Source organism: Microbacterium sp. GQ128 (assembly GCF_059758615.1).
The window spans coordinates 489,971-515,494 of sequence record NZ_JCAXDY010000003.1 but is presented as its reverse complement, the minus strand read 5'-3'; the positions used below and the strand labels follow the sequence as shown (position 1 = coordinate 515,494).

The 25,524-nt window shown below is 70.2% G+C and carries 30 protein-coding genes; 28 read left to right on the top strand and 2 right to left on the bottom strand.

Annotation, left to right across the window (positions count from 1 at the left end):
* Nucleotides 1-161: 161 nt before the first annotated feature.
* The 28 genes from AC6CHX_RS12605 (at nucleotide 162) to csrA (ending at nucleotide 22,751) form a co-directional block, all read left to right on the top strand.
* The gene (locus AC6CHX_RS12605; RefSeq protein ID WP_136042785.1) at nucleotides 162-962 is read left to right on the top strand and encodes a sigma-70 family RNA polymerase sigma factor; all 801 of its coding nucleotides are present in this window, start codon (nucleotides 162-164) and stop codon (nucleotides 960-962) included.
* 109 nt (nucleotides 963-1,071) lie between these two features.
* Entirely contained in the window at nucleotides 1,072-1,902 is an 831-nt protein-coding gene (locus AC6CHX_RS12600) for a flagellin N-terminal helical domain-containing protein (protein ID WP_498273093.1), read from the top strand.
* Nucleotides 1,903-1,977: 75 nt separating this feature from the next.
* Nucleotides 1,978-3,360 (top strand): flagellar filament capping protein FliD, encoded by a 1,383-nt coding sequence (gene fliD, locus AC6CHX_RS12595; RefSeq protein WP_498273092.1) that lies wholly within the window; start codon nucleotides 1,978-1,980, stop codon nucleotides 3,358-3,360.
* Nucleotides 3,361-3,362: 2 nt separating this feature from the next.
* Nucleotides 3,363-3,749, top strand: coding sequence for a flagellar export chaperone FliS (locus AC6CHX_RS12590; RefSeq protein ID WP_376103814.1), 387 nt, complete (start codon nucleotides 3,363-3,365; stop codon nucleotides 3,747-3,749).
* Entirely contained in the window at nucleotides 3,746-4,069 is a 324-nt protein-coding gene (locus tag AC6CHX_RS12585) for a hypothetical protein (RefSeq protein WP_136042791.1), read from the top strand. The genes AC6CHX_RS12590 and AC6CHX_RS12585 overlap by 4 nt, the downstream gene beginning before the upstream one ends.
* Before the next feature lie 109 nt (nucleotides 4,070-4,178).
* Nucleotides 4,179-4,520, top strand: a complete 342-nt coding sequence (locus AC6CHX_RS12580; protein ID WP_136042792.1) for a flagellar basal body rod protein FlgB — start codon at nucleotides 4,179-4,181, stop codon at nucleotides 4,518-4,520.
* Nucleotides 4,517-4,909 (top strand): flagellar basal body rod protein FlgC, encoded by a 393-nt coding sequence (locus AC6CHX_RS12575; protein ID WP_136042793.1) that lies wholly within the window; start codon nucleotides 4,517-4,519, stop codon nucleotides 4,907-4,909. The genes AC6CHX_RS12580 and AC6CHX_RS12575 overlap by 4 nt, the downstream gene beginning before the upstream one ends.
* Nucleotides 4,909-5,211, top strand: a complete 303-nt coding sequence (gene fliE, locus AC6CHX_RS12570; protein WP_498273091.1) for a flagellar hook-basal body complex protein FliE — start codon at nucleotides 4,909-4,911, stop codon at nucleotides 5,209-5,211. Before AC6CHX_RS12575 ends, fliE begins: the two co-directional genes overlap by 1 nt.
* Nucleotides 5,211-6,839: a flagellar basal-body MS-ring/collar protein FliF gene (fliF, locus tag AC6CHX_RS12565; protein WP_498273090.1), complete on the top strand. Its 1,629-nt coding sequence runs from the start codon at nucleotides 5,211-5,213 to the stop codon at nucleotides 6,837-6,839. The genes fliE and fliF overlap by 1 nt, the downstream gene beginning before the upstream one ends.
* On the top strand, nucleotides 6,836-7,840 hold the full coding sequence (gene fliG / locus AC6CHX_RS12560; RefSeq protein WP_452326005.1) for a flagellar motor switch protein FliG: 1,005 nt from the start codon (nucleotides 6,836-6,838) through the stop codon (nucleotides 7,838-7,840). Before fliF ends, fliG begins: the two co-directional genes overlap by 4 nt.
* Nucleotides 7,830-8,435, top strand: a complete 606-nt coding sequence (locus AC6CHX_RS12555) for a FliH/SctL family protein (protein WP_498273089.1) — start codon at nucleotides 7,830-7,832, stop codon at nucleotides 8,433-8,435. The genes fliG and AC6CHX_RS12555 overlap by 11 nt, the downstream gene beginning before the upstream one ends.
* Nucleotides 8,432-9,727 carry a FliI/YscN family ATPase gene (locus AC6CHX_RS12550; RefSeq protein ID WP_498273088.1) on the top strand — a complete coding sequence of 432 codons (1,296 nt, stop codon included), beginning with the start codon at nucleotides 8,432-8,434 and terminating at the stop codon, nucleotides 9,725-9,727. The genes AC6CHX_RS12555 and AC6CHX_RS12550 overlap by 4 nt, the downstream gene beginning before the upstream one ends.
* On the top strand, nucleotides 9,724-10,146 hold the full coding sequence (locus AC6CHX_RS12545) for a flagellar FliJ family protein (protein ID WP_136042799.1): 423 nt from the start codon (nucleotides 9,724-9,726) through the stop codon (nucleotides 10,144-10,146). The genes AC6CHX_RS12550 and AC6CHX_RS12545 overlap by 4 nt, the downstream gene beginning before the upstream one ends.
* Nucleotides 10,143-11,576: a flagellar hook-length control protein FliK gene (locus tag AC6CHX_RS12540; RefSeq protein ID WP_498273087.1), complete on the top strand. Its 1,434-nt coding sequence runs from the start codon at nucleotides 10,143-10,145 to the stop codon at nucleotides 11,574-11,576. Before AC6CHX_RS12545 ends, AC6CHX_RS12540 begins: the two co-directional genes overlap by 4 nt.
* 15 nt (nucleotides 11,577-11,591) lie before the next feature.
* Nucleotides 11,592-12,029: a flagellar hook capping FlgD N-terminal domain-containing protein gene (locus AC6CHX_RS12535; RefSeq protein WP_136042801.1), complete on the top strand. Its 438-nt coding sequence runs from the start codon at nucleotides 11,592-11,594 to the stop codon at nucleotides 12,027-12,029.
* A 28-nt stretch (nucleotides 12,030-12,057) separates the two neighbouring features.
* Nucleotides 12,058-13,218, top strand: coding sequence for a flagellar hook protein FlgE (locus AC6CHX_RS12530; RefSeq protein WP_498273086.1), 1,161 nt, complete (start codon nucleotides 12,058-12,060; stop codon nucleotides 13,216-13,218).
* A 295-nt stretch (nucleotides 13,219-13,513) separates the two neighbouring features.
* Nucleotides 13,514-13,756 (top strand): flagellar FlbD family protein, encoded by a 243-nt coding sequence (locus AC6CHX_RS12525; RefSeq protein WP_136042803.1) that lies wholly within the window; start codon nucleotides 13,514-13,516, stop codon nucleotides 13,754-13,756.
* Nucleotides 13,756-14,565, top strand: a complete 810-nt coding sequence (locus AC6CHX_RS12520) for a motility protein A (protein WP_136042804.1) — start codon at nucleotides 13,756-13,758, stop codon at nucleotides 14,563-14,565. Before AC6CHX_RS12525 ends, AC6CHX_RS12520 begins: the two co-directional genes overlap by 1 nt.
* Nucleotides 14,562-15,371 (top strand): flagellar motor protein MotB, encoded by an 810-nt coding sequence (locus AC6CHX_RS12515; protein WP_498273085.1) that lies wholly within the window; start codon nucleotides 14,562-14,564, stop codon nucleotides 15,369-15,371. Before AC6CHX_RS12520 ends, AC6CHX_RS12515 begins: the two co-directional genes overlap by 4 nt.
* Before the next feature lie 46 nt (nucleotides 15,372-15,417).
* Nucleotides 15,418-16,350, top strand: coding sequence for a flagellar motor switch protein FliM (locus AC6CHX_RS12510; RefSeq protein ID WP_498273084.1), 933 nt, complete (start codon nucleotides 15,418-15,420; stop codon nucleotides 16,348-16,350).
* A complete protein-coding gene (gene fliN, locus AC6CHX_RS12505) occupies nucleotides 16,347-17,006 on the top strand; it encodes a flagellar motor switch protein FliN (RefSeq protein WP_498273083.1) in 660 nt (219 codons plus the stop codon). Before AC6CHX_RS12510 ends, fliN begins: the two co-directional genes overlap by 4 nt.
* Before the next feature lie 32 nt (nucleotides 17,007-17,038).
* Nucleotides 17,039-17,503, top strand: coding sequence for a FliO/MopB family protein (locus AC6CHX_RS12500; RefSeq protein ID WP_498273082.1), 465 nt, complete (start codon nucleotides 17,039-17,041; stop codon nucleotides 17,501-17,503).
* Entirely contained in the window at nucleotides 17,500-18,315 is an 816-nt protein-coding gene (gene fliP / locus AC6CHX_RS12495) for a flagellar type III secretion system pore protein FliP (RefSeq protein ID WP_498273081.1), read from the top strand. Before AC6CHX_RS12500 ends, fliP begins: the two co-directional genes overlap by 4 nt.
* The gene (fliQ, locus tag AC6CHX_RS12490; protein WP_017828226.1) at nucleotides 18,312-18,584 is read left to right on the top strand and encodes a flagellar biosynthesis protein FliQ; all 273 of its coding nucleotides are present in this window, start codon (nucleotides 18,312-18,314) and stop codon (nucleotides 18,582-18,584) included. The genes fliP and fliQ overlap by 4 nt, the downstream gene beginning before the upstream one ends.
* A gap of 4 nt (nucleotides 18,585-18,588) precedes the next feature.
* The gene (locus tag AC6CHX_RS12485) at nucleotides 18,589-19,350 is read left to right on the top strand and encodes a flagellar biosynthetic protein FliR (protein ID WP_498273080.1); all 762 of its coding nucleotides are present in this window, start codon (nucleotides 18,589-18,591) and stop codon (nucleotides 19,348-19,350) included.
* Nucleotides 19,347-20,438 carry an EscU/YscU/HrcU family type III secretion system export apparatus switch protein gene (locus AC6CHX_RS12480; protein WP_136042811.1) on the top strand — a complete coding sequence of 364 codons (1,092 nt, stop codon included), beginning with the start codon at nucleotides 19,347-19,349 and terminating at the stop codon, nucleotides 20,436-20,438. The genes AC6CHX_RS12485 and AC6CHX_RS12480 overlap by 4 nt, the downstream gene beginning before the upstream one ends.
* On the top strand, nucleotides 20,435-22,495 hold the full coding sequence (locus tag AC6CHX_RS12475) for a flagellar biosynthesis protein FlhA (RefSeq protein WP_498273079.1): 2,061 nt from the start codon (nucleotides 20,435-20,437) through the stop codon (nucleotides 22,493-22,495). Before AC6CHX_RS12480 ends, AC6CHX_RS12475 begins: the two co-directional genes overlap by 4 nt.
* Before the next feature lie 4 nt (nucleotides 22,496-22,499).
* Entirely contained in the window at nucleotides 22,500-22,751 is a 252-nt protein-coding gene (csrA, locus tag AC6CHX_RS12470) for a carbon storage regulator CsrA (RefSeq protein WP_105711647.1), read from the top strand.
* A gap of 22 nt (nucleotides 22,752-22,773) precedes the next feature.
* Here csrA and AC6CHX_RS12465 read toward each other — a convergent pair whose 3' ends face one another.
* Both AC6CHX_RS12465 and AC6CHX_RS12460 read right to left on the bottom strand, forming a co-directional pair.
* Complete coding sequence (locus AC6CHX_RS12465; protein WP_498273078.1) at nucleotides 22,774-23,913, bottom strand: hypothetical protein; 1,140 nt, start codon at nucleotides 23,911-23,913, stop codon at nucleotides 22,774-22,776.
* Nucleotides 23,910-25,505: an ATP-binding protein gene (locus AC6CHX_RS12460; protein ID WP_452326017.1), complete on the bottom strand. Its 1,596-nt coding sequence runs from the start codon at nucleotides 25,503-25,505 to the stop codon at nucleotides 23,910-23,912. Before AC6CHX_RS12460 ends, AC6CHX_RS12465 begins: the two co-directional genes overlap by 4 nt.
* Between the last annotated feature and the right edge of the window lie 19 nt (nucleotides 25,506-25,524).

Here is a 25,524-nt window from a genome sequence, read left to right as displayed (position 1 = left end):
ACGCGGCCAAAGGTCACTATCGGCTGCCGCGCCCCTAAGGTTACTATGTGGAACGGCGGTGGGTAGTTCTCCCCATGTACAGATCGCGACAAGTGTGATATGTGCATCTACTCATCTCCTTGGAGCTTCCGGAGTGAATCCAGAGAGGTGGATCATCCCCCATGTCGTCGCGCGCTGAGCGCAATCTCCTCATCGAGAGCAACCTCCCCCTGGTCGGCTACCTCGCTTCCGAAACGCACGCTCGAGCCACTCATATCCCCCGTGACGAGCTGGCGTCGGTCGGAGCGCTCGCGCTCGTGACCGCCGCCGACGCCTTCGACCCGGCTCTGGGCGTGCCCTTCGGCGCCTATGCACGCCGCCGCATCCTCGGTGCGTTCGCCGACGAGATGCGTTCCATGGACTGGGCATCCCGCGGCATCCGCAAGCGCATCAAAGAGACGGTCGCCGTCCGCGAGACCCTCACCGCCGGTCTCGGCAGGACGGCGACAGCCGCCGAGGTCGCCACGGCCATGGGTGTCGCGAAGGATGTCGTCCTCGAAGCCCTCGGCGATGCCGCCCGCACCGTCACCACACTGGAAGATCCCGCCGCACGCGATGTGGCGACCGAGGTCCTGCTGCCCGAGGAATCGGCGCTGGTCGGCGAACGGCGTGAGGTGCTGGAGCAGGCCGTAGCCGCGCTGCCCGAGCGCATGCGCCGGATCGTCCAGAGCGTCTACTTCGAAGAACGCCCCGTGAAGGAGATCGCCGAGGAGCTCGGCGTGACGCATTCCGCCGTGTCGCAGCAGCGGTCGGAGGCCATCCGCCTGCTGCGCGACGCCCTGGACCGGTACTTCGCCGAGGGCGCAGCCCCCGCCACCACCACACGGGTCTCGGCGAGCGCGCGCGATGCGTACTTCACGCGGATCGCCGACGCCGCCAGCGCGCGGATCGCCGGCGTCTTCCGTGAATCGGCCCCCGCCTGACGGCGTTCCCCGCTCACTCGGCTAACGCCCACGCTCCCTCCGCCGATAGGTGTGTGCGGGAGACCACGGATGGTCTCCCGCACAACGAAATTCACGGAGGAGAACCCTTATGGGTATGCAGATCAACACCAACGTGTCGGCGCTCAACGCCTACCGCAACCTGTCCAACACCCAGAACGACGTGTCGAAGTCGCTCGAGAAGCTGTCGAGCGGTCTGCGCATCAACCGGGCAGCGGACGACGCCGCCGGCCTCGCGATCTCCGAGGGCCTGCGCTCGCAGGTCAACGGCCTGAACGTCGCGGCCCGCAACGCCCAGGACGGCATCTCGGTCATCCAGACCGCGGAAGGCGCCCTGACCGAGGTCCACTCGATTCTGCAGCGCGTTCGCGACCTGACCGCTCAGGGTGCGAACGACTCGAACAACGCGAAGTCGCGTGAGGCGATCCAGAAGGAGATCAACACCCTGGGTGATGAGCTCACCCGTGTCGCCGAGAGCACGAACTTCAACGGCATCAAGCTGCTCTCGGGCGGCTCGACGCTGACGTTCCAGGTCGGTGCGGGCGCGGTCGCCGCCGAGGACCAGATCTCGGTCGCCCTGACCAACTTCGCCACCCTCGGAGCGGACATCAAGGGCTACGCGGCGACGATGACGAGTGCGGCAACGTACGGCGCCGCACTCGCGGACATCGACACGGAGATCCAGGCGGTCTCGACCGCACGTGCCGGCTACGGTGCGCTGCAGAACCGCTTCGAGTCGACCATCAACAGCCTCAACGTGTCGGCAGAGAACCTGTCCGCTGCGGAGAGCCGCATCCGCGACACCGACATGGCGTCCGAGATGGTCAAGTTCACCTCGGCGAACATCCTGTCGCAGGCGGGCACGGCCATGCTGGCCCAGGCGAACCAGTCCAACCAGGGCGTTCTCCAGCTCCTGCGCTGATCCACGCCATAGGGTCCGGGCGGCGGCTGCGACCGTCGCCCGGACCCTGTCCGCTCCCGACCTGAAAAGGCGATCATGTCTCTCTCGCTCGACGGCCTCGTCTCCGGCCTGAAGACCACAGAGGTCATCAAGGCCCTGATGGACGTGCACGCCATCCCGCGCTCGCTGCTCAAGGCGAAGATGGATGACAAGAACGGCATCGTCGCCCAGCTGCAGACGCTGAACACCGCGATCCAGAACCTCGCCACCGCCGCGGGGAAGGCCGCGTCGCCCGACGGACTGGCCCGGTTCACGACATCGTCGTCGTCGAACACCGTCACGGTCGCCACCCGCACCGGCGCCGCCCCGGTCTCGGCGGAGATCGTCGTCGACAAGATCGCGAAGAACCACACCATCGTCTCGGCCGCCTCGAACGGGTGGCCCGTCGACCCGCCCGTGATCACCCTCGAGAACGCCAAGGGAGAGCGTCTGCAGATCGAGGCCGACGGCGCCTCGATGCAGGACGTCGCCCAGGCCATCAACGAGGCGGGCTTCGGAGTCGTCGCCTCGGCGGTGCCCGCGGGCCGCGACGCCGACGGCAACCCCCTGCACCGCCTGCAGCTGCGCGCGGCCGACTCGGGCGAGGGCGCTCAATTCCGCGCCTACCGAGGAGATGTCGCCGCGGTCGAGGCAGGCACCGCGTCCGACCTCGCCACCGAAGCGGGAGCGGCGGTCATCGCGGTGGGCGCTGACGCGCAGCTGCGGCTCTGGGCCGGCACCAGTGCCGAGCAGGTGCTGACCTCGTCGAGCAACACCTTCACCGACCTCTTCGACGGCGTCGACGTCACGGTCTCCGCGGCATCCGCCGACCCCGTCACGATCGGCGTGACGGTCGACACCGCGGCCCGCACGAAGGCCTCCGCCGAATTCATCGCCGCGGTCAAAGACATCCTGACGCGCATCGACAACGGCTCGAAGGCGACCGTCGCCGCGAACGCGGGCGAGAAGACGACACTGGGCGTCTTCACGGGCGACAGCACGGTCCGCTCGCTGCGGACGGCGCTCGCCGATGCCATCCAGCATCCGATCGACGGAGTCTCCCCCTCTTCCATCGGCATCTCGACCGACATGTACGGCGTGCTGAGCTTCGACGAGGAGAAGTTCGCCGAAGCCCTCGCGAAGGACCCGGATGCGGTCGCCGGACTGTTCTCCGACGTCGCCTCGCGCGTGCAGGAGACCGCGAAGGTCTACTCCGACAAGTACGAGGGCCTGCTCACGTCCCGCATCACCGGACAGGAGAGCGAGGTGAAGAGCCTCGGCGAGCAGATGGAGCGCTGGGACGTGCGTCTCGCCCAGCGCAAGGCGAACCTGGAGCGCACCTACGCCCGACTCGAGGTCATGCTCTCACAGCTGCAGTCGCAGTCGACGTACCTGTCCTCGCAGATCGCCGCGCTGCCGACCTCGAGCTCGGGGAAGTGAGCATGAACGCCGCCCTGCGCGCTCAGCAGCGTTACCGGGACGATGCCGTCCTGTCGGCACCGCCCGAGCGTCTCGTGACACTGCTCTACGACCGGCTGATGCTCGACATCGAACGCGGCGAGGCCGCACAGCGGGCCGAGGACTGGACCGAGGCGAACGCCCAGCTCCAGCACGCGCAGGCCATCGTGGCAGAGCTGTCCTCCTCTCTCACCGACGACTGGAACGGCAGCGCCGGGCTCCGCTCGGTCTACGTCTTCCTGTCGCAGACCCTGATCGGCGCCAACATCGGGCGCGATCCCGAACGCACGCGCGCCTGCCACGGGATCGTCGCCCCGCTGCGGGATGCCTGGCACGAAGCAGCGCGAACCGTTGCGGAGACGCGCTCGTGAGCGCCGACGAGGAGTTCGGCCGGCGGAACATCGACGAGTGGACCGACCTGCTGGATCGTCTCGAGCTCGACGCCGACCGGATTCTGACGGCCGCCCCCGGAACCGCGGACACGGCCGTCATCGAACCGTGGACACCGCCCAGCACTCCCCTGCCCGTGCACCTCGCCGACCGCGCCCGCCGAGTGATCGAGCGCCAGCGCCTCGCGATGGAACGCACCCGCACGGATCTCGACGACCTCCGCCAGCACCTCGGCGCCGTGGACCGGATCCCGGGAACCCGTCGCCCCGACGCACCCGCCTACCTCGACGTGGACGGCTGAGACCGCTCCCTAACGCCGCGCGCGACCCTGCCGATAGACCAGGGAGAGCACGGATGGCTCGCAAGACTCGGCCAGGGATCGGCCACACCACCACACACGGGGAGCGGTCGTGTTCGATTCTGTGACCATCAACGCGCTGACGAGCGCGCTCGACGGCCTCGCGCTGCGCCAGCGGGCGATCGCCGACAACATCGCCAACATCAACACCCCCGACTACCACGCCAAGCGGGTGCGCTTCGAAGAGGCGCTCGCCGACTCGGTCCAGGCGGGCGACGGGCGGGTCGGTGCGACGGTCGGTGCCTCGCTCGAGCCGACGCGCCTGAACGGCAACAACGTCAATCTCGACACCGAGACCCTGTCCAGCGTCGACACGATGCTGCGCTACCAGTTCGCGACGCAGGCCGTGAACGGCTCGTTCGCGTCGATGCGCGCGGCGATGAGGACCTCATGACCTTCGACGCGATCGGCATCGCGAGCACCGGACTGACCGTGCACCGCAAGTGGCTCGACGCCATCAGCGACAACATCGCGAACATCAACACCGTCACCGCGACCGACGGCGCCGCCTTCCGGGCCCGGTACATCACCGCCCAGACCAGCGACCAGTCGCCCGGGGTCTATGTGGCCGGTGCCGTGCAGGGCAGCGCCGAGGGTCGTCTCGTGCACCAGCCCGACCACCCGCTCGCCGACGCCGACGGCTACGTCCGCTACCCCGACATCGACCTCGGCGACCAGATGAGCCAGCTCATCCTCGCCCAGCGCGGCTACCAGGCCAGCGCCGGCATCGTCGACCGTGCCCGCAACGCCTACGAATCCGCCCTCCAGATCGGACGCAGCTGATGGATCCCCTCTCCGGCGTCGAGGGCATCTCCTCGGCCTTCACCCTCGCCCCGCCCACAGCTCCCGTGAAGGCGGCGGACGACACCGCCTTCGCGAACAGCGTCACCGGCGCGATCGACGAGCTGCGCGCGCTGCAGTCCGAATCCGACGCGCTCAAGGTCGCCGCCGTCACCGGCGACCTCGACGACATCCACTCGGCCATGATCGCCTCCTCGCGCGCTTCGGTCACCCTCGAACTCGTCGCCGCCGTGCGCAACAAGGGCGTCGACGCGTTCAACGAGATCATGCGGATGCAGGCCTGATGCCTCAGGCAGTGAGCAATGTCTTCCAGCGGATCGGACGTGTGATCGCGGGCTTCACCCTCGCGCAGCGCACGATCGCGATCATCGGTGTCGCCGTGCTCGCGCTCGGAATCGTCGCGCTCTCCAGCTGGCTGAGCCGCCCGACCTACACCCCGCTGTTCTCCGGGATGAGCGCCTCCGACGCGAACGCCGTCGTCGAGCAGCTGCGGTCGTCGTCGGTCCCCTACGAGCTCGCCGACGGCGGCGCCACCGTGCTCGTGCCGGAGAAGGACGTCTACGACCAGCGGCTCGCCGCCGCCTCCGCCGGACTCCCCGGTGCGAGCTCCGGCGGATACTCGCTGCTCGACGACATGGGCGTGACCACCTCGGAGTTCCAGCAGTCCGTGACCTACAAGCGCGCCATCGAGGGCGAGCTCGCCGCGACCATCTCGTCGATCGAGGGCGTGACCGCGGCCTCCGTGCAGCTCGCCATCCCGGAGGAGAGCGTCTTCGTCTCGGAGACGGTGGACTCCACCGCATCGGTGTTCGTGGAGACGTCCGGCAGCGCGTCGCTCACGTCGAAGCAGGTCGAGGCGATCGTGCACCTGACCTCCGCGGCGGTCAGCGGCATGAAGCCCGAGAACGTCGCCGTCGTGGACCAGAGCGGCCAGACGCTCTCGGCCGCCGGCGTCGGTGCCACCGGCGGCGTCGACCAGCAGGCCGGCGACTACGAGGCGCGGGTGACGGCGAGCGTGCAGCAGATGCTGGACACCGTCGTCGGACCGGGCAACGCCACCGTGACGGTCGTCGCCGAGATCGACCGCTCTGTCAACGAGCGCGTCGAGGAGACCTACACCCCGGCGGAGGGCGCACCTCCGCTGACCGAGCAGTCGCGAACGGACACCCAGAACGGGTCGAGCTCCAACGCCGGCGTGCTCGGACCGGACAACATCGCGGTGCCGTCGGCCGGCGCGGACGGCACGTCCGAATCCACGGAGACCTCGAAGACCAACGCCGTCAACAAGAGCACCCAGAGCACCTCGACCCCGGCGGGGAACGTGCTGCGTCAGTCGGTCTCGGTCGCCGTCGACGCGGGAGCCGGGGGCGACCTGAGCACCGCGCAGCTGACCGACCTCGTCGAGACCGCCGCCGGGATCGACACCGAACGCGGAGACTCCATCGCGGTCGAGCTCGTCTCCTTCAGCCAGACGGATGCCGAAGCCGCTCAGGCCGCGCTCCAGGCTGCCAAGGACGCCGAGGCCGCCGAACGTCAGGCCGTGCTCCTGAACACCGCGATCATCGCCGCCGCGATCGCTCTGCCGCTGCTGCTGGCGGTGATCGCGGCCCTCGTTCGCATGCGGCGTCGCGCCAACTCGGCGACTGAGTTCGACCAGCTGTTCGGCGAGCGGCCCGCCCCGCTGTCGGCGGCTCTCGACCCCGGTGCGGCCACCACCGCCATCGAGCAGGCGCCCACGACCCCACTGGCTTTCCTGGAGACGACGCCCGACCCCGAGCCGGAGCCGGACCCCGAGCCCGCACAGGTGAGCCTCGAGCGCCGCCGCGCCGAGATCGACTCGCTGACGCGTCAGGACCCGAAGCGCACGGCCGAGCTGCTGCGGACCCTCATCGACGACAGGCAGCACGTATGAGCGGCCTGACCGACCGGCAGACGGCGGCCGTCGTGCTGATGAACCTCGACCGCGCCCAGGCGATCGAGGTGATGAAGCACCTCTCGGAGTCGGAGGCCGAGGCCGTCGCCGCCGAGATCATCGAGCTGCAGGATCTGGACGCCGCCACCACCGCCCAGGCGCTCGGCCAGTTCCACCGGATCGCGACCGGGCACCTGCCGCCCGCGCGCGGTGGCCGCGACCTCGCAGCCGGGCTGCTGGAGGCCTCGTTCGGGGCGGAGCGCGCCGCGGCCGTGCTCGGCAGGGTGGGTTCGGCGTCGATGAACTCGTCGTTCGAGTTCCTCGGTTCGGCCGACCCGGCGCAGCTGGCGACCCTCCTCGACGGCGAGCTTCCGCAGACCGTCGCCCTGGTGCTCGCGCACCTGCCCACCGACCGGGCAGCCGCCGTGCTGGCTGCTCTTCCCGACCCGACCCGCACCGATGTCGCCCACGCGATCGCGACCATGGGCACCGCGTCGCAGGAGGCGATCGCTATCGTGGCCGACGCGCTGAAGGCCCGCACCGGAAGCTTCGCGAGCCGTGATGCTCCGGACACCCTCGGCGGTGTCGAGCCGCTCGTCGAGATCATCGCCCGGTCGGGAGCGACCGTCGAGAAGGCGCTGCTGGCGAGCATCGAGGACCGCGACAGCGCCCTCGCGGAAGACATCCGGTCGCGCATGTTCACCTTCGCCGACATCGTCAAGCTCGACGACCGCGACACGCAGCGGGTGCTGCGCGGCATGGACATCCGCTCGCTGGCTCTCGCCCTGAAGGGCGCCAACCAGCCGATCGTCGACCTCATCCGCCGCAACGTCTCGGAGCGCAACCGCGAGAACCTGGACGAGGAAGCACGGACCCTCGGGCCGGTGCGCATCTCGCAGGTCGAGGAGGCCCGAGCCGAGATCGTGCGCACGATCCGCGCGCTCGAGGCCGCCGGCGACATCACGGTGCAGCGCGCCGACGAGGATGAATATGTCTACTGACGCGTTCTCTCCGGTGCTGTTCCCGCGTCTCGACGGACGCGCGGACGGCGCGGAGCATGCGCGTGCCCGCATGCGGGGCTATGCCGAAGGGCATGCCGAGGGCTACCGCGCCGGGCGGGCCGAGGCCGAGGCGGAGCAGCGGGTCGCCGCCGCGGAGCAGGCGGCCCGCGACGCGGCGGCCGCGCGCGAGATGGAGACCGCCGTGTCCGCCCTGCACGCTGCGGCCCGCTCGCTGGGCGACCGGGAGCGCGAGCTCTCCGCCGCCGCACACGACGAGGTGCTGCGCTGTGCGATCGAACTCGCCGAGCTCATCGTCGGCGCCGAGCTCTCGGACGCCGGTTCATCTGCGGCGGCAGCAGCCCGGCGAGTGCTCGCTGCCGCCGAACCCGCCGAGATCCGCGAGGTGCGTCTGCACCCCGACGACCTGCGCACGCTGCAGACCGCGGACGCGCAGTTGACCGCGTTCGCCCTCGTCGGCGATGACACGCTCGAGCGCGGCGATGCCGTCGCGACACTCGCGCACGGGCACATCGATGCCCGGATCGGCAGCGCTCTCGAGCGCGCTCGCCGCGCACTCGTCGAGGCCGGGTCATGACGGCCTGGACCGCCGTGCGTGAGGCCGTTCGGCCGGAGCGGATCGGCGTCGTCTCCCAGGTGCGCGGTCTGAGCGTGCAGGTGCGCGGCCTCGACGGCGCCGTCGGCGATGTCGTGACCCTCGACGGGGTCGATGCCGAGGTCGTCGCGATCGGTGAGGGCGGCCTGCGGTGCATGCCTCTCGGAGCCGTCGCCGGTCTGACCGTCGGGGCTCCGGTGCGCGGTCGCGGTGGTCCGCTCCGGGTACCGACCGGAACCGCACTGCTCGGACGAGTCCTCGACGGGCTCGGACGGCCGATCGACGGCAAGGGGCCGTTGACGGGCGCGATCCCCGTGAGCCTCGATCACGCTCCGCCGTCGATCATGGGGCGTGACCGGATCGAGGCCCCTCTTCCGCTCGGCGTGCGCGCGCTCGACACGCTCGTCAGCGTGGGACGTGGACAGCGCGTGGGGCTCTTCGCCGGCTCCGGAGTGGGCAAGTCGTCGCTGCTGTCGATGATCGCGCGCGGCACCGAGGCCAAGGTGACCGTGATCGCCCTCGTCGGCGAGCGCGGCCGCGAGGTGCGCGAGTTCATCGAGGACGACCTGGGGCCCGAAGGCCTCGCCCGTTCCGTGGTCGTGGTCTCGACCTCGGACCAGCCCGCGATGGCCCGCATCCGGGCGGCGTACACCGCGACGAGGATCGCCGAGGCCTTCCGCGATGACGGGGCGCACGCCATCCTCATGATGGACTCGCTGACCCGCGTCGCGATGGCGCAGCGCGAGATCGGCCTCTCCGCCGGAGAGCCCCCCGCGACCCGCGGCTATCCGCCGTCGACGTTCTCGCTCCTCGCCGGGCTGCTCGAACGCGCCGGCACCGATCGTCGCGGCTCGATCACCGGCATCTACACCGTGCTCGTCGACGGCGACGACCACAACGAGCCGATCGCCGACACCGTGCGCTCGATTCTCGACGGCCACGTCGTGCTCGATCGTGCACTCGCCCTCTCCGGACACCATCCGGCGATCGACGTGCTCGGCTCCGTCTCTCGCGTGGCGGGGAAGATCACCGCCTCGGAACAGCGGTCGCACGCGGCGACGCTGCGAGCGGTCCTCGCCGCGCGTCGCCGGGCGAACGACCTGATCGATATCGGCGCCTACCAGCCGGGAGCCGACGCGCGCATCGACGCGGCCATCACCCACGAACGGGCGATCTCGGCCTTCCTCACCCAGCCCCTCGACGAGACGAGCCGGATCGACGAATCGTGGCGTCGCCTCGACGAACTCGTCTCCGGCTTCGGAGGTCTCTCATGACACGGTCCTTCTCCCTGGCGGGCCTGCTGCGCGTGCGCGAGATCCAGGAGCGGGCCGCCGCCCAGCGACTGTCCCGCGCGGTGCTCGACGCCCAGCACACCGAGGCACGCGATCGATCCCTTCGCGCGCACCTCTCCGGAGCCGGGAGCGAAGCGGTCGACGTCCGCTCGCTCGCCGCGCTCGCTGCCGCCCGCGTCGCCGGTCGGACGCTCCTCGCCGACCTGACGACGCTGTCGCACCTGCAGGCGCAGACCGTCGACGACGCCCGCACCGAACACGCCGAGGCGAGACGGGCGATGCGCGGACTCGATCGTCTCGCCCAGGCGCACGCCGCGCGGGTGCGGGCTGCCGAGCTGCACGCCGAGCAGGCGGAGCTCGACGAGATCGGATCGCGCACCGATACGGAGGGGCAGTCGTGACCGCCCTCGGCATCGTCGACATGCTCGACGCTCGCGCGTCGCGCCCGACCGGCGGCTCGCCGTCGCGCGGCACCACCCCGGGCGCCGCGGCCTTCGCCGACGTGATCCAGGATGCTGCCCGGGCTCAACGCGCGGATGACGCCCCCGCCGACGGCATCCCTGCTGAGGGTTCGTCGACGGGAAGCACCACGACGGAAGCCCCCACCGAGCCCGATGGCCAGGTTCTCCCCGTGGTCCCGGCGCCCCTCGCCCCTCTCCCGAGCGATTCGGGCACGGCGGCTCCCGTCGAGGGAAGCACCACGGATGCGACCCTCGACCTCGACCTCGACCCGATGCAGCCGCCGGTGGATGCTGCGGAAGACGCGGGAGTGGCGGATGCCCCTGCGGCCTCCGCCGACCTCCCGCCGATCGCGGCGTCCAGCACGGTCGCCGCATCGGTCGATCCGGCTCGCGCCACCGCATCGGCGGGAGCCCTGGCAGCATCAGCCGCGCCGCCCGCCGTCCCCGGGGCATCGCCGCGCACCTCGTCTAGCCCCGGCGTCGGTGCCGCATCCCTGCCGGTCAGCACCGCCGCGGTGGCGGGAGCGTCCGACACGAACAGCACCGCGGCCGACGTCCCGGCCGACGCGGCTCTCCGCCTCGCCCCCGTCCCCTCCAGTGCCGCTGCCGCTGCCGGCGAGCACGGTGCCGTCGCCGCGGCTCCCGCGCCGGCATCGGCGTCGAACACCGACCCGGCACTCCGGATCGCGACGGCCACCGCACCCGACACGGTGGCGTCTCCTGCCGGCTCGGCTCCGGTCGTCGCCGCCCCCGCCGCATCCGCACCCGCCACGGCAGACGCCGCCGGCACGACAGTCGCCGTCACCGCACCGTCTCCCGCATCACCACCCCCGGTCGCCCCGAGCACTCCTGCCGCCACAGCGGCGCTCGCCCGGCCGGTCCCGCTCCCCCAGATCTCGGCGCCGGTCGTCGCACTCGCCCAGGCCGCAGACGGCGATCACAGCCTCACGCTGACCGTGTCGCCCGAGAACCTCGGCCCGGTGACCGTGCGTGCGCACATCTCCGGAGGCGCCATCCACATCGAACTGCACGCCCCGAACGACCTCGGGCGCGAGGCGCTACGTGCCGTCCTCGCCGACCTGCGACGGGATCTCGCGGCAGCGGCACCGCACGCCTCCCTGATGCTGTCGAGCTCGGACGACGGCCCCGGCTCGGCGAACCCGCAGAGCTCGCCGAACGGCGGCTCAGCAAACGGCAACGCCGCGAACGGCAGTGCGGCGAGCGCGGGCGGCGGACAGACCCGCGGCGACGCACCCACCGACCGGAACGCGGGCGCACGACCGAGCACCGACGTCGCCCCCTCCGCGCCAGACGGCACACCGCCCGTCCCCCTCGTCTCGCCGCACGGCGGCATCGATGTCTTCGCCTGATCCGAGAGGAACCCCATGACCACGGTCGACCCCATCACCGGCACCATCCCGCCCAGCGGCGTGCAGACCGGCAGCACCACGCCCCCGGTCGAACGCAAGAAGACGCTCGACTCGGAGGTGTTCTTGAAGCTGCTGGTGACCCAGCTAACCAATCAGGACCCCAGCTCTCCCATGAACACCAACGAGATGATCTCGCAGACCACGCAGCTGGCCTCCATGGAGCAGCTGACCGCACTGTCGGCCACCTCGACCGAGAGCTTCGCGCTCAGCATGCGGCAGACCGCCGCCGCCCTGATCGGCCACGAAGCGCAGTACGTGGACGAAGACGGTGTCACTCAGAAGGGCATCGTCACCTCCGTCTCCTATGCGGGCGCCGTCCCCCTCGTCACCATCGGCGACGCCACCATCGCCCTCGACGCCGTCTCCGGCGTCTCCCTCGTCCCCAAATCCTGATCAGCCCCGCACCCAGAAAGGCACCACCATGCTCCGCTCCCTCTTCGCCGGAATCTCGGGCCTGCGCTCGCACCAGACCATGCTCGACGTCACGGGTAACAACATCGCCAACGTCAACACGACCGGCTTCAAGGCCTCGGCCGTGCAGTTCCAGGATTCGCTCTCGCAGCTGCTGCGCAACTCGATGATGCCGCAGACGAACCTCGGCGGTCAGAACCCCGCCCAGGTCGGCCTCGGCGTGCAGGTCGCCGGCATCAGCACCAACTTCGCCTCGGGCGCACCGCAGCCCACCGGCGTCCCCACCGACCTCATGATCGCCGGCGACGGCTTCTTCGTGGTCCGCTCCGGCGGCGAGACGCTGTACACCCGCAACGGCGGCTTCTCGTTCGACGCGAGCGGCAAGCTGGTCTCGGCCGACGGTGCGCTCGTGCAGGGCTGGACCGCGCGCGGCGGAGTTATCGTCCCTGGCCAGGGCGTCGGCGACATCACGCTCCCCGTGGGTGCGCTGAGCCCCGCCGCCGCGACGACCACCGCGCGGGTGACCGGCAACCTGCCCTCGGGCGCAGCCGTCGGCGACACGCTCGTGCGCGACATCAAGACCTACGACGCGCAGGGCACCGAGACCTCGATGCGTCTCACCTTCACCCGCACGACCGCCGGCTGGGACGTCACCGACGCTGCCGGCGCGCGCACCCCGCTGGCCTTCACCGACGGCAAGCAGGCCGGCGCCTCGTCGATCGTGTCCGGCGGCATCACGGTCGACCTGTCGGCGGTCACCGGCTTCGCCGACGTCAGCGACGTCGCCATCAAGGAGCAGAACGGCAAGCCGGCCGGCACCCTGAGCTCCTACGCCCTGACGAACGACGGCAGCCTCGTGGGCACGTTCAGCAACGGCGACACCGAGGTGCTCGCGCGCATCGCACTGGCCGGCTTCGTGAACCCGGGCGGCCTGGAGAAGACCGGGTCCTCGCAGTTCCGCCCCAGCGGCAACTCGGGCCAGCCGACGCTCGGTCAGGCCGGGACCGACGGTCTGGGCGGCATCATCAGTGGCGCGCTGGAGATGTCGAACGTCGACCTCTCGCAGGAGTTCACCAACCTGATCGTCGCCCAGCGCGGTTTCCAGGCGAACGCCCGCATCATCACCACGAGCGACGAGGTTCTGCAGGAACTCACGAACCTCAAGCGCTGAGTCGCGGCCGCTCGCTGCTTCCCGGGAGGGTTCTCCGCGTGATCGCGGGGAGCCCTCCCGGTCTGCGTTCGGGCACTATCGCGGACGCCCCATTCGAAACTAAGGTTTAGCGCCCTTAACCACGAGTAACGGGGCCCGTACTCGTGGTTAAGGCACCAGCGCGCCGGTTCCGCGCCCACCGGCCCCGTCGCTAACGCCCGACGCCCACCGGCCGACAGTCACCTCCGACAGCCCAGGACGGGCCGTCGGGTCCGCGCTCCCCGGAACGCGGACGGATCTTTCCAGGATGGAGCCCATGATCGTCCTCACGCGCCTGAACCGTTCCCGGTTCGCGGTGAACCCCGACCTGATCGAACGTGTCCAGGCAACGCCCGACACGACGCTCATCATGGTCGACGGTGCGACGTTCGTCGTCACCGAGACGATGGACGACGTGATCGCGCAGATCACCCGGTTCCGGGCCGGAGTGCTCGCCACCGCTGCCGCCCTGATCGCCGCACCCGACGGCGACTCCCGCACTCCCGAGGTCGGTCTCTGATGGATCCGTCCCTCATCCTCGGCCTGATCCTCGCGTTCGGCGCTTTGATCGCCATGATCAACCTCGAAGGCGCGACCATCGGATCGCTGCTGATCCCCGCCCCGATGGTGCTGGTCTTCGGAGCCACGATCGCCGTCGGTATCGCGAGCGGCACCGTGCGCGATGCGCTGCATGCGGTCAAGTCGCTCCCCCGCGCCTTCCGCGGCGAGCGCCGCACCGCGTCGAGCATGATCGACACGGTGGTCGGCTACGCCGAGAAGGCGCGCGCCGAAGGGCTCCTCGCCCTCGAGCAGGGGCTGGAGGACGAGAAGGACCCGTTCCTGCGCCAGGCGCTGCAGAGCATCGCCGACGGCACGGACGCCGAAGACCTGCGAACCCTGCTGGAGGATGAGCTCACCTCGACCGCTGCCCGTAACCGCACCGCCTCACGCTTCTACATGACGCTCGGCGGCTTCGCGCCAACGGTCGGCATCATCGGCACGGTCGTCTCCCTCACGCATGTGCTGGAGAAGCTCGACAAGCCGGACACCCTCGGTCCCATGATCGCGACGGCATTCGTGGCGACGCTGTGGGGTCTCCTGTCGGCCAACTTCATCTGGCTGCCCATCGGCGGACGTCTCCAGCGTCTCGGCGAGCTCGAGCTCGAACGCATGACCGTGCTCATGGAGGGCATGCTGGCCGTACAGGCCGGCGCCCCGCCGCAGTTCGTCGGCGAACGTCTGCGCGCACTCGTGTCCGAGCGCCCCTCCGCCCGCTCCGGTCGGAAGGCTCGCACCTCGGAACCCGAGGAGACGGAGCAGGGGTCATGAGCGTCCGGGCCCGTCGCCGCGTGCCCCAGGAGGAGCACAGCGGTCCGGACGAGCGGTGGATGGCGTCCTACATGGACATGGTGACCGTGCTGATGTGCATGTTCATCGTGCTGTTCGCGATGTCGACCGTCGACCAGGAGAAGTTCGAGGCGCTCAGCGCCTCCCTCGCGACCGGGTTCGGTCAGGAGCCGTCGAAGGACGTGGATGCCGTCACCGGGGTCGTCGTCCCTCCGGAGCTGGTCGACGAGAAGGGCGAGGACTTCGCCGACGTCGACCTGGCGGCCGCGCAGACCGAGTTCGACGAGCTCTCCGCCCTCCGTGAGCGTCTGCGCCAGGTGCTCGCCGAGAACGGCCTCGAAGCCGACGTCACCTTCACGATCGACGAGCGGGGCCTGACGATCGGACTCGTCAGCGCCGAGACGTTCTTCACCACGAACAGCACCACCCTCAGCTCGAAGGCGGTCCTGGTGCTCGATGCACTCGGCTCGGTCCTGGTCACCGCCCCGAACGAGATCTCGGTCGAAGGTCACGCCGACGTCCGCGGATCGGTCGCCCCGTTCCCGACGAACTGGGAGCTCTCGGCCGGCCGATCCACCCAGGTGCTTCGGCACCTCGTCGAGTCGTCCGGGCTGCCGCCGGGGCACCTGAAGTCGGTCGGGTTCGGCGACACGCGGCCCGTCGCGGCGGGTTCCTCGCCCGCGGCGCTGGCCCAGAACCGGCGCGTCGACATCGTCGTCCTCTCGGATGCGAAGGAGGAGGTGCGAGCACTCATCCCCGAAGCGCAGGCCGCGCAGCCGTCCTCCTGACCGTTCCCGCCTAACGCACGCCGATCACCGCCCGATAGTCGGGTTCGTGGTGATCGAGGACAGCGTGCGCTCCGACGTGCGCACAGCGACGGCGACGAAGACCGCCGAGGTCGAGGTGTACGACTTCGGCCGTTCGGCGACCCTCTCGCGCGAGCACACCCGCGCCCTGGAGCTGGCCTTCGAGACGTTCTCCCGGCAGTGGTCGGCGCAGCTCTCGGCGAAGATCCACGTGCGTGCCACCATCGCCGTCGAGCATGTCGGGATGTTGACCTACGGCGAGTACGCCGCCTCGCTGCCGACCACGACGACCCTCATCGTGTGCGCACTGCCCGATTCCGACGAGCGGCTCATCGTGCAGCTGCCGACCTCCGCTGCCACGACCTGGATCGTGCAGATGGTCGGAGGGCGCGCATCGTCGACGTCGGAGGACCGCACCTTCACCCCGATCGAGCAGGCGCTGATCCGCTCGCTCATCGTCGACGCGCTCGACCACCTGACCGGCTCCCTCGACGGATTGCTCCCCTCCGGTGTGACCGTGAGCGGCATCCAGTACAGCTCGCAGTTCGCGCAGGTCGCGGCATCGGGCGAACCGGTCATCGTCGCCCGCTTCTCGATGCGCCTCGCTGGCCGGGCGGTGCCGGTGAGCGTCATGCTGCCGGCGTCGGTCCTCGCCGGCTTCACCGTGCGCACCTCCGACGCCGACCGCGCCGCAGCGCCCGGGCTGGTCCGACGCCAGGTCGAGGTCTCCCCCGTCGAACTCTCGCTGCGGCTCGCTCCGCGCGCGGTGCTCCCCCGCGAGGTGCTCGACCTCGCCGTCGGCGACATCGTCTCCTTCCCGCACTCCGCCGACCGCCCGATGCTGCTCGCCGTGGGCGATCAGACCGTCGCCACCGCCGCCGTGGGCAGCGCCGGCGCCCGTCTCGCATGCGTCGTCGCCACCACCGTCCCCGATCCCGTCTTCGCCGAGGAGCCCGCGTGACCAGCACCACCACCTATGAGTCCGCCGTCGCCGCCGCCTTCGCCGCGTCGCTGCCGACCGCGGCTGCACTGACCGCTCGCGCCTCGCAGGTCTCCGGAGACACCGGCGACGCCGTGATCGTGCAGTTCGTCGGCGAGGCGAGCGCGCAGCTCGCCGTGCAGCTCTTCGACCCCGAGATCCTGGTCGACGGACTCGCGGGCGCGCCCCTGGCCGACCGTCTGCGCGATGCCCTGGAAGCCTCGACGAGCGCGCTGGGAGCCGGCGCGCTGGGCGAGGCCGTGATCGGCGACGCCTCTCCGCTCTTCTCGAACCCGTCGGCGCAGCTGTTCGACCTGCAGGACGACACGGACCGCACGATCGGCCGCCTTGCCGTCGTCGTCACGCGCACCCCGGCAGCGGCATCGAGCCCGTCCCGCCGACTGCACCGCATCGCCGGCGTCGAGATGGAGCTCACGGTCGAGATCGGACGCACGCGGATGGCGGTGCGCGACGTGCTCGACCTGGAGCCGGGCCGCATCGTCGAGCTCGACCGCTCAGCCGGCGCTCCGGCCGACATCAAGCTCAACGGCCGCATCATCGCCCATGGTGAGGTGGTCGTGGTCGACCAGGACTACGCGGTGCGGATCACCCGCATCCTCGAGAACGTCGAGGCCTGACCCTGGACGACCTCCTGCTCGGCCTGCGGGTCGTGCTCTCGCTCGCCGCAGTGCTCGGGGTGCTGTGGTTCCTGCAGCGTCGCGTCGCGCGCACGCAGGCTCGTCGTCGCGACGGTGAGGTCATCACGGTGCTCGGGCGGCAGGGCGTGGGTCCGAAGGCGCAGGTCGTCGTGGTCCAGACCGAGGACGCCCGCTACGTCCTCGGTGTCACCGAACACGGCGTGAGCGTGGTCGACAAGCTGCCGGTGAAGGCCGCTGCTCAGCCCGACGAGGACACCCGTCCCGTGTGGTCGGCGGCGACGTCGGAAGCGGCGTCCGATGCCGAGGAGTTCGACCGCATCCTCGCCGCGACCGCCCGGACCGAGACGACCTCGGCATCGGCCTCTGGGCCGGCTCCGCAGCGCCGCGTCCGTCACCGGAACGATCCGCTGCGCGGCTCCATCCTCTCCCCCGAAACCTGGCGGCAGACCGCCGAGGCCATCCGGCGCACGCGATGAGCGCGTCCCGTGGGGTCGTCGACGGCCGCGCGCTGCGACGTGTCGCACTGATCCTCGTCGCAGCCCTCGTCCTGGTCGCGGCGCTCACGCTGCTCTCCGGCCCCGCCGCCCACGCCGAGGTCACACCCGACGACCCGGGCGAGGGCGTCACGATCGACATCAACGGCGTCGACGGCGGCCCTTCGGGATCGATCCTGACGCTGCTGGGCATCACGCTGCTCTCGGTCGCCCCCGCACTCCTGCTGATGATGTCGTCGTTCACGAAGATCTTCGTCGTGCTGGCGATGACCAGGAACGCCCTGTCGCTGCCCACGATCCCGCCGAACCAGGTGCTGGCCGGGCTCTCCCTGTTCCTGTCGCTGTTCATCATGTGGCCGGTGCTGACCGAGATCAACACGGTCGCCGTGCAGCCGTACATCGACGGCACGCTCACGTTCACTCAGGCGATCGACGTCGGTCAGCTGCCGCTGCAGGAGTGGATGCTGCGCTTCACGCGCGAAGAGGACCTGGCCCTGATGACCCGGATGGCGGGCCAGCCCAATCCCGAGGATCCCTCGAGCGTGCCGATGTACACGCTCATCCCCGCGTTCATGATCTCCGAGCTGCGCGCCGCCTTCATCATCGGCTTCGTCATCTTCATCCCGTTCCTGGTCATCGACCTGGTCGTCGCGGCCGCGCTGATGTCGATGGGCATGATGATGCTGCCGCCCGTGATGATCTCGCTGCCCTTCAAGATCCTGCTGTTCATCCTCGTCGACGGCTGGGGGCTCATCATCCGCGCCCTGCTGGAGAGTTACGGAGGTGTGGGATGAGCCCGGAGGCGGTCATCGACATCGGCACCCAGGGCCTGATCATCGCGGCGAAGCTGGCCGCCCCGGTGCTCGTCACGGCGCTGGTCGTGGGTTTCGCGATCTCGCTGCTGCAGTCCATCACCCAGGTGCAGGAGGTGACGCTGTCGTTCGTGCCGAAGATCGTCGCCGTGGGTATCGCACTGCTCATCGCCGGCAACTGGATGATCGCCGAGATGATCGCCTTCACGAACGAGATGTTCGCCCGCATCCCCTCACTGCTGAGCGGGTGACGACGTGTACATCCCCATCGACTTCGCGTGGCTCGAGGCGACCATGCTCGCCGCGGTGCGCATCACGGCGTTCATCATGATCGCCCCGCCGTTCTCCTACGGGGCGATCCCGGTGCGGGTGAAGGCGATGCTCGCGATCGGCCTGTCCCTCGCCGCGGGCACGGCCGTCGCTCCCGGCTACGAGAACCTCGACACCGGGCCCTTCCTCGGAGCCCTGGTGCTGCAGCTGCTCACCGGAGCGCTCCTCGGCTTCCTCGTGCTGCTGTGCTTCTCGGCTCTGCAGGCCGCCGGCAGCCTGATCGACGTGTTCGGCGGTTTCCAACTGGCTCAGGCCTTCGACCCGCACTCGCTCGTGAACGGCGCCCAGTTCACCCGGCTGTTCCACATCACCGCGCTGACGCTGCTGTTCGCCTCCGGTGGATATCAGCTCATCCTCGCCGGCCTCGCCCGCAGCTTCGAGGCTGTGCCCGTCGACGGCATCTTCGAGGTGGCCGCACCGGCGGAACTTCTCATCGACGGGGTGTCGCAGATGGTCCTGGCCGCCGTGCAGATCGCCGGCCCGCTCGTGCTGGTGCTGTTCCTCGCCGATGTCGGGCTCGGACTGATCACCCGCGTCGCGCCCGCGCTCAACGCGTTCGCGATGGGCTTCCCGGTGAAGATCCTGCTCACCCTGCTGCTGGCCGGCGCCGTGTACGCCGTGCTCCCCGGCATCGTCGACGCCCTCTCCGGGCAGGCGTTGAAGATGATGCAGGGGGTGCACGAATGAGCGGCACCGACACCGGCGAACGCAGCGAGAAGGCCACCGACAAGCACCTCAATGAGGCCCGCAAGAAGGGGCGCCTCTCACGCAGCCAGGACCTCACCGCGTGGCTCGGGATCGGTGCCGCGGCCATCGCCATGCCGGCGGCCATCGCGCTCGGCGCTGCCGCCGGGACCGAGCAGCTCCTCACCGTCACCTCCTTGGTGTTCAGCCCCACACCCGAGGCGGCGCTCGGCGCGCTCGGACGCGGTCTGGCCTCGGTGCTGCCGACCCTCGCGGTGATGCTCGCCGCCGTCGCGATCGTCACGCTGATCGGCGCCGTCGTGCAGGGCGGCGTGCATCTGAAACCGCTCACCGGACGTTTCGAGCAGTTCAACATCGTCACCGGCATCCGTCGCGTGTTCGGGCTGCAGGCGCTGTGGGAGGGCGCCAAGGCCCTCCTGAAGACCGCGGCGATCGGCCTCGCGCTCTGGGTCGTCATCGCGGGGCTGATGCCGGTGCTCACCGCCAGCGGCGCCCATTCGATCTCGCGCCTGCTCGGCACGGCGTCCGAGGGCACGGCCGCCCTGCTGCAGACCGCGATCGCCGTGGGGCTGGTCCTCGCCGCGATCGACATGTTCGTCGTGATGCGCCGCAACCGCAAGCACACCCGCATGACCAAGCGCGAGATCCGCGACGAGAACAAGAGCTCCGAGGGCGACCCGCTGATCCGTCAGCAGCGACGCTCCCGGCAGCTCGCCGTCAGCCGCAACCGCATGATCGCCGCGGTCGCGGGGTCGGATGTGGTCGTCGTCAACCCGACGCACATCGCGATCGCCCTCCGGTACGAGCCCGGTCGCGCGGCCCCCAAGGTCGTCGCGAAGGGCAGCGGCGTGATCGCGGAGCGCATCCGCGACGAGGCCGTGCGCGCCGGTGTGCCCCTCGTGCGCGAGATCACGCTCGCCCGCGCCCTGCACGCCGCGTGCGAGCTCGGCCAGGAGATCCCCGAAGACCTGTACAACGCCGTCGCGCGCGTGCTCGTGTTCGTCGACGCCCTGCGTCGGCGCGGCGCCGCCCGCGGCATCCACACCCTTCCCTACCGGAGGACCGCATGAGACAGCTGTTCGTCAAGCTCATGGTTCCCATCGGAGTCGTCGGCATCATCATGCTGCTCGTCGTCCCGGTGCCGCCGTTCCTGCTCGACATCCTCATCATCCTGAACATCATGTTCGCCCTCGTGATCCTGCTCACGTCGATGTTCGTGAAGAAGCCGCTGGACTTCTCGGTGTTCCCCTCGCTGCTGCTGGTGGCGACACTGTTCCGGCTCGGGCTCAACGTCGCCTCGACCCGACTCGTGCTCGGCGAGGCGTATGCGGGGCAAGTGATCGAGGCGTTCGGCGCGATCGCCGTCGGCGGCTCCCTCATCATCGGCGCCGTGGTGTTCCTCATCCTGGTCGTCATCCAGTTCGTGGTCGTCACCAAGGGTGCGGAGCGCGTGGCGGAGGTCGGCGCCCGGTTCACCCTCGACGCCATGCCCGGCAAGCAGATGGCGATCGACGCCGACCTCAACGCCGGGCTCATCACCGATGCCGAGGCCCGTGAGCGCCGCGCGGAGGTCGCGGCCGAGGCCGACTTCTACGGCGCGATGGACGGTGCGTCGAAGTTCGTGAAGGGCGATGCGATCGCCGGGCTCGTCATCATCATCATCAACATCGTCGGCGGCATCGCGATCGGCCTCGTGCAGCACGGCATGTCGATCGACGAGGCCGTGAGCACCTACAGCCTCCTCACGATCGGCGACGGGCTCGTCACGCAGATCCCCGCGCTGCTGATGGCCGTCTCCACCGGCATGATCGTCACCCGCTCCACGGCGGAGGCCGAGATGGGGACGGCGGCGTCGGCGCAGCTCGGCCAGTCCCGCAACGCGCTCATCATCGCGGGATGCGCCGCGATCATCATGTCGCTGATCCCGCACATGCCGATGCTGCCGTTCGTCGCGATCGGCGCCCTCCTGCTGTTCGTGGCGCAGCGCATCAACGCGAACCAGCAGCGCGAGGAGGCGATCGCGGCCCAGACGCCGTCCGCCGCACCGGCAGACCAGCCGGAGGAGCTGATCGAGAAGATGCGCGTGCACCCGCTCGAGATCCTCCTCTCCCCCGACATCGTCGATCTGGTCACGGGCGGCCCGGACGACCTCCTGGCACGGGTGAAGGCGCTCCGGCGTCGGATCGCGCTCGACCTGGGCCTGATCACCCCGCCGGTGCGCACGCGCGACAGCATCGAGCTCGCGCAGTCGACGTACGTCATCCGCATCGCCGGCGTCGAGACCGGGAGGGGCACGGCTCCCGTCGGGTCTGTGCTCGCGCTCGGACAGGGCCTGGAGTCGCTCCCGGGCACGGCGACCCTCGACCCGGTCTTCGGCCTGGAGGGCAAGTGGATCCCCCTGGAGATGCGGCACAGCGCCGAGTTCGCCGGGGCCACCGTGATCGACCGGGCCAGCGTCATCATCACGCACCTCTCCAGCGTCATTCATGCCCATGCCGCGCGACTGTTGAGCCGGGAGGATGTCCGTCAGCTCACCGACGCCCTCAAGCAGGCGTCCCCGGCCGCCGTCGAGGAGCTCACGCCCGCGCTGCTGTCGCTCGCCGAGATCCAGCGCGTGCTCCAGGGCCTGCTCGCCGAGCGGGTGCCGATCAACGACCTCAGCCGCATCTACGAGGCGCTGGCGTTGCGGGCGAGGACGTCGACCGACCCAGAGGGGCTGATCGAGGCGGCACGAGCCGCGCTCGGACCCGCGATCGCCGCGCGCTTCGCCGATGCGGGCATCCTGCGCGTGGTGATGATCAATCCGCTCCTCGAGCAGGCCATGCTCGAGAGCCTGCGCCCCGGCGACGACGGCACGCAGATCGTCTTCGACCCGCAGCGCATGGAATCCGTCGTCGAGTCGGTGAAGCAGGCCGTCTCCTCGGTGCGCGAAGGCGGCGAACCGGTGCTGGTGTGCGCCCCGTCGCTGCGTCCCGCCGTGCGGCGACTCGTGTCGGCCCAGACCGACGGCCTCCCGGTGCTCTCCTACACGGAGGCGACCTCCGCCGCGCTGACGATCGAGACGGTCGGTGTCGTCCGCGATGCGCCTGCGCCGTCGATCGGCGCCGTCTCCGCGGCAGTAGGCTGAACGAATGCTGGTTTTGACGAGGCGGATCGGTGAGAGCGTGCGCATCGACGGCGACATCGAGATCACGCTGCTCGAGATCAAGGGCGACAGCGTTCGCATCGGCGTGAAGGCGCCGCGCGAGACGCGCATCCAGCGCACCGAGATCATCGAAGCCGTGGTCGCCGAGAACGTGTCGGCCGCGGCCGAGACCGGAGCCGATGCCGAGGACGCGATCGTCGCCGCCCTCGCCAGGGGCCGCGAGTCCCGCCCGTCCTAGTCGGCGCGGCCGCACTCGACGATCAGGCGGTGGCGGCGCCCACCCCTGTCGCCCGTTTCCACTGGTCGCCACCCGCCTCACGCGCACGTCCGGCCGCGCGTGCCGCCTCCGCCACGAGCGCGTCGTAGTCGTAGCCGCAGGTGTCCGCCGCCGCCCATCCGATGCTGGCCGAGCAGCGGATACCGTCGACCGCACCATCGCGTTCGATGTCGGAGATACGGCTCAGCACCGCCCGGATGTGGAACCGGACGGCCTCGTCGCTGGCGCGGATCACCACGATCGCCCGGCCGTCATCGACCCGCTCGGCGTCGGCGAGAGGCGGGAGGGCCTCCTCGATGTCGGCGTGGAAGCGATCGACGATGCGGGCGAACTCCGAGCCGGTCGTGGCCTCGCGAAGGTCGGCGGGGTCGTCCAGGCGCACCTCGAGCACCGACCAGCCGTGATCGTTCTGAGCCTCGGCCTTCCGGAGCCTGCGACGCGCCCGCTGGGCGACGCCGTCGACCTCGGTCTGCTGCGGCGCTCCCACCCGCACCAGCAGCACCAGCGTGAAGGCCGCGCAGGTGCTCACGATGAGCGTGCCGACGGCGTTCATGCCCCGCAGAGCGCTCAGCTGCTCATCGGTGCTCGCAGGGCCCACCGCGAGCGCGCTGATCGCGCTGGCGACCGCCACCACGACGAAGCCGCACGACGCCAGCGCGAGGGGCAGCACGATGTCTCGCGTGACCGGATGCCCACGGAGCAGCTCATAGGCGACCAACCCGGCGAAGACGCCGCTGCCGAGGAAGACGAGGTGGAAGGAAGGCAGGTACCACGCCGTGTCCGAGGTCGCGACGACCAGCACGAGAGCGGTGGCCACGAATGTCAGCACGGGCCACCATGGGGCACGCCGGCCGAAGTGCATCCGCAGGCCGAGCCAGATCAAGGGCTCGACGCACAGCAGGAGAGCAGATGCCGCGCTGCGCAGCGGCTGGAAGTCGCTCTGGTGACCGGCGAGCCAGAGGTAGGCGCCGAGCATGCCGAGGCCGAAGGCCGTTCCCCAGACGATCGTGGCCCGCGACGGACGGGCGAGTGTGGCCAGTCCCAGCACCAGCGCGGTCAGCACGGTCACCACCGCCACCATGCTCGTGGTGATGTCGACGTTGACGGGTACGAGAGGCGTCATGCCTGCACCTCTTTCCTGCGACGGCGGGGGAAGCGGAGTGTGATGGTGGTGCCCTGCCCGAGCTCGCTCGCGACGTCGATGCTGCCGTCATGCGCGACCACGATCTCGCGGGCGATCCCCATGCCGAGACCGGTGCCGGCGATGCCGCCGCGGATGGCGCCGTCGGAGCGGAAGTACGGCTGGAACAGTCGCGGAAGCTCGTCCGGTGCGACACCCATACCCGTGTCGGAGAGGACGAGCTCGGCCTGCGCGCCCATCGCGCGCAACCGTGCCGTGATGCTTCCGCCTGACGGCGTGTACTTGACGGCGTTGCCGAGCAGATTGTCGAGCACCTGACGGAGCCGGAACGCATCGCCGTAGATCACCAGGGAGTCGACGCCGGTGACTTCGAGTCGCTGACGGTTGGCCGTGATCAGCGGGGCCGAGGATGCGGCGGCGGCCTCGAAGACCTGACGAAGGTCCACCGGCTCGAAGGGGTCCTCCGCCGGTCGTCCCGTCTGGTCCAGCATGTTCGTGACGAGTTCTTGCATCCGCTCTCCCGCGTTCGCGATGACCTCGAGCTGTGCGGGCACGCGACCGGGGAGGTCTTCGCGCTCGCGCAGCAGGTCGACATGGCCGACGATCGCGGTGAGGGGGTTGCGCAGCTCGTGCGAGACGATCGCGGTGAGCGCGCGCCGCTCCTCGGCTGCTTCCAGAAGCATCGTGACGTCGTCGATGATGACGAGGGTGATCTGATCGCTCGCTCTCGCGCTGGCCACCGCCTGCGTGGTCACCTCGAGCGCGTGCCACTGCCCGGTGCCGTCGAACAGCCAGACCCTCTCGTCCTGCAGCTTCTCCCCTCGCGCCGCACGAGCGAGCGTCGTGCGCTCCGGTGGCACGGTCGCGCCTCGCCGTCCGTCGTACTCCACGGCCGCGGTGGGCAGCGCGGCGCCGAAGCGGTCGCGTCCGTACAGGGCCCGGTAGGCGTCGTTCATTTGGAGGATGCGCCCCTCCGCCGTGACCACGGCGAGCGCCACACCCAGTGCGTCGATGATCTGCGTCACCCGCTGCTGGTTGGTCTCCGCGCGCTCGGCGGCACGGTTGATCTGCTCCGAGCGCCGTTGGAGCAGACGCCGGGAGGCGCGCGCACGCTGAGCCCCGATCCGCACCGTCACGCCGAGGAAGCCCAGGGTGATGACCGCGGTGAGGACGCGCAGCAGCACGTCGGCCGGGGTGCCGGTGCGTTCGGCGAACAGCACCAGGCACAGGCTGATGAAGGCGATGCCTGCGACCACCCAGGGCATCGAGAAGTACGATGCCAGCCAGACCACCGGGAACACCCAGAGGAAGCCGAGCCGGAGGTCGGGGGCGTTGGTGGTGAGGCCGACCGCGAGCGCGTCGAGGAAGGGCACGACGGTCACGGCGGTCCGCGGGAGACGGTGCCAGGGGACGAGCAGTGCCGCCAGAGTCGTGACCACGATGAGCGTGATCCCCGCCAGGAACAGGGGGACTCCGAGGGTCTGGGGTTTGAAGGCGGCGACCATCACGACGATGGCCACCATGCTGCCGGTGAAGACCAATTGCCAGCGCCAGATCGACACGGTGCGGATCATCGACGCTCGCCCTCCCCCA

What these genes read in the sequence shown, in the direction of transcription:
- AC6CHX_RS12605 (WP_136042785.1), top strand. Translation starts at nt 162, where the DNA reads ATGTCGTCGCGCGCTGAGCGCAATCTCCTCATCGAGAGCAACCTCCCC.
- AC6CHX_RS12600 (WP_498273093.1), top strand. Translation starts at nt 1,072, where the DNA reads ATGGGTATGCAGATCAACACCAACGTGTCGGCGCTCAACGCCTACCGC.
- fliD (WP_498273092.1), top strand. Translation starts at nt 1,978, where the DNA reads ATGTCTCTCTCGCTCGACGGCCTCGTCTCCGGCCTGAAGACCACAGAG.
- AC6CHX_RS12590 (WP_376103814.1), top strand. Translation starts at nt 3,363, where the DNA reads ATGAACGCCGCCCTGCGCGCTCAGCAGCGTTACCGGGACGATGCCGTC.
- AC6CHX_RS12575 (WP_136042793.1), top strand. Translation starts at nt 4,517, where the DNA reads ATGACCTTCGACGCGATCGGCATCGCGAGCACCGGACTGACCGTGCAC.
- fliE (WP_498273091.1), top strand. Translation starts at nt 4,909, where the DNA reads ATGGATCCCCTCTCCGGCGTCGAGGGCATCTCCTCGGCCTTCACCCTC.
- fliF (WP_498273090.1), top strand. Translation starts at nt 5,211, where the DNA reads ATGCCTCAGGCAGTGAGCAATGTCTTCCAGCGGATCGGACGTGTGATC.
- fliG (WP_452326005.1), top strand. Translation starts at nt 6,836, where the DNA reads ATGAGCGGCCTGACCGACCGGCAGACGGCGGCCGTCGTGCTGATGAAC.
- AC6CHX_RS12555 (WP_498273089.1), top strand. Translation starts at nt 7,830, where the DNA reads ATGTCTACTGACGCGTTCTCTCCGGTGCTGTTCCCGCGTCTCGACGGA.
- AC6CHX_RS12550 (WP_498273088.1), top strand. Translation starts at nt 8,432, where the DNA reads ATGACGGCCTGGACCGCCGTGCGTGAGGCCGTTCGGCCGGAGCGGATC.
- AC6CHX_RS12545 (WP_136042799.1), top strand. Translation starts at nt 9,724, where the DNA reads ATGACACGGTCCTTCTCCCTGGCGGGCCTGCTGCGCGTGCGCGAGATC.
- AC6CHX_RS12535 (WP_136042801.1), top strand. Translation starts at nt 11,592, where the DNA reads ATGACCACGGTCGACCCCATCACCGGCACCATCCCGCCCAGCGGCGTG.
- AC6CHX_RS12530 (WP_498273086.1), top strand. Translation starts at nt 12,058, where the DNA reads ATGCTCCGCTCCCTCTTCGCCGGAATCTCGGGCCTGCGCTCGCACCAG.
- AC6CHX_RS12525 (WP_136042803.1), top strand. Translation starts at nt 13,514, where the DNA reads ATGATCGTCCTCACGCGCCTGAACCGTTCCCGGTTCGCGGTGAACCCC.
- AC6CHX_RS12520 (WP_136042804.1), top strand. Translation starts at nt 13,756, where the DNA reads ATGGATCCGTCCCTCATCCTCGGCCTGATCCTCGCGTTCGGCGCTTTG.
- AC6CHX_RS12515 (WP_498273085.1), top strand. Translation starts at nt 14,562, where the DNA reads ATGAGCGTCCGGGCCCGTCGCCGCGTGCCCCAGGAGGAGCACAGCGGT.
- fliP (WP_498273081.1), top strand. Translation starts at nt 17,500, where the DNA reads ATGAGCGCGTCCCGTGGGGTCGTCGACGGCCGCGCGCTGCGACGTGTC.
- fliQ (WP_017828226.1), top strand. Translation starts at nt 18,312, where the DNA reads ATGAGCCCGGAGGCGGTCATCGACATCGGCACCCAGGGCCTGATCATC.
- AC6CHX_RS12480 (WP_136042811.1), top strand. Translation starts at nt 19,347, where the DNA reads ATGAGCGGCACCGACACCGGCGAACGCAGCGAGAAGGCCACCGACAAG.
- AC6CHX_RS12475 (WP_498273079.1), top strand. Translation starts at nt 20,435, where the DNA reads ATGAGACAGCTGTTCGTCAAGCTCATGGTTCCCATCGGAGTCGTCGGC.
- csrA (WP_105711647.1), top strand. Translation starts at nt 22,500, where the DNA reads ATGCTGGTTTTGACGAGGCGGATCGGTGAGAGCGTGCGCATCGACGGC.
- AC6CHX_RS12465 (WP_498273078.1), bottom strand. Translation starts at nt 23,913, where the DNA reads ATGACGCCTCTCGTACCCGTCAACGTCGACATCACCACGAGCATGGTG.
- AC6CHX_RS12460 (WP_452326017.1), bottom strand. Translation starts at nt 25,505, where the DNA reads ATGATCCGCACCGTGTCGATCTGGCGCTGGCAATTGGTCTTCACCGGC.